General features: G+C 56.6%; 1 protein-coding gene. It reads right to left on the bottom strand.

All coding sequences use genetic code 11. The features are described 5' to 3' along the window. The coding region (locus F0145_RS26015; RefSeq protein WP_190277655.1) for an FG-GAP-like repeat-containing protein at positions 1-1680 on the bottom strand (1680 nt) is incomplete at both ends.

The following is a 1680-nucleotide window of genomic DNA, read 5'->3' as shown; positions in this document are numbered from 1 at the left end:
GCCTGCCCTGGCGGCACATAGGTAAACTTACCCTTGCCGTCGCCTTGCAACAACACCCCGTAGTTGGCATCGTACCTGCCAAACCGCAGCCGCGCCTGGTGCTGGTTACCGGCTAAGAGCAAGTCTGGGTGGCCGTCCTGGTTGTAGTCTAAAGTCGTCATCGCGTACACCGGCGCAAACTGCACCTCGATGGGCAACGCTTGCGGGGTAAACTGCCCGTTAGCGCCCCCTACAAAATAGCTGGTCTTGAGATTATTGGCTACCAAGCGCTTCGCTCCTTTGAGTTCCTCGGGGGTGAAGATGTCCTGCAGCGTCGCATCAGCGTAGCTTTTGTAATCCGGAAAGCGGGTGCGCATCATACTCAACTGGTCCAGCAACTCATCCCGGGTCACGTAGGGGTACGACTTGCCTTGCATGTAAAAGCACAAAATAGGGTCTACCGAGCCGTTCTCGTCAAAGTCTTTGTAGTACAGCTCCGCGGGTTGTTTGTCGGTGGCCTGGCACTGGGCGTTCAGCCCTAAGTTGCCCACGAGCAAGTCTGCTTTATTATCCTGGTTAAAGTCCCCGATTAAGAGCTTGTTCCACCAGCCCCGCTGCGGCTGGGCAAAATAAGCTTGCGTGTTATCCTGCAGTTTGCCGTTTTGGTGCTGGAAGACGGTAACCGGCAGCCATTCGCCCACCAGGATTAATTCGGCTTGTTGGTCGTTGTTCAAGTCGTGCCAGGCCGCATCAGTTACCATGCCCAGGTGTTGCAGTTGCGGGGCCAGCTGGGCGGTGGCGTCTTTAAACTGGCCTTGGCCATTGTTGAGCAGGAGGTAGCTGCGGGGCGCTTCGGGGTAGCGCCCGGGTATTACTCTTCCGCCGACGAACAAGTCTAAAGCCCCGTCGCCGTTTACATCGTTGGCCCGCACGCAACTGGTGCTGGTCAGCATGGTTGGTAAAGCGGCCGCTGCTTTGGTGAAGTTTCCCGTCCCATCGCCTAAGTACAACCTGTCCTGCAACAAGGGGTCCTGGGGTAAGTAGTTGCCGTAGCCGCCGCTGGTCACGTACAAATCCAGGTGCTTATCGCCGTTGGCATCAAAAAACAAGGCATCGGTGTCTTCGCTGGCTTTATCTGCGATAAAGGCGGGGTTGGGCTTTACCGTAAAGGTGCCGTTGCGTTGCTGTAGGTACAAGGTGCCGGGTTGGCCGGTACTGCCGCCGGCGTACACATCGGCTAAACCGTCCCCGTTTACATCGGCTTTGACCAAACAAGGGCCGGCGAAAGACTGCGGGTTTACCAGCAGGGGCTGCCGCTTAAAATCGTTTACTGCGGCTGGCTGGTGGGTAAAGCCAATGGGGGATTGCACCTCGGTAAAAACCGGTTTCACTTTATTCTTTGCCCGGTAAGTACCCTGGGCTTCTTGCTCCCGCAGCGTTAGCCGTTGGTTGGCCGCAATATGGCGGCGCAGCTGCTGTTTGCCGCTGGGCCAAACTATTTGCAAAGAATCGACGGTGGTAACGCTGCCCAAGCCAAAATGCAAGATGGGCGATACACTCGACTGGTAGCCGCGGGTGGGCATTTGCTCTAAGTATTGTTGCTGCCCGTTAGCGTACAGGAAAACTTTGGCGCCCACGCCAGCCGTGTTTTGGCCGCTGCCCGCCAGTTGCAGTTGCAAGTAGTGGTGGCTTAGTTGCTTA

Source organism: Adhaeribacter rhizoryzae (assembly GCF_008629685.1).
Lineage (GTDB): Bacteria > Bacteroidota > Bacteroidia > Cytophagales > Hymenobacteraceae > Adhaeribacter > Adhaeribacter rhizoryzae.
This window is presented reverse-complemented; position numbering and strand designations above follow the sequence as displayed.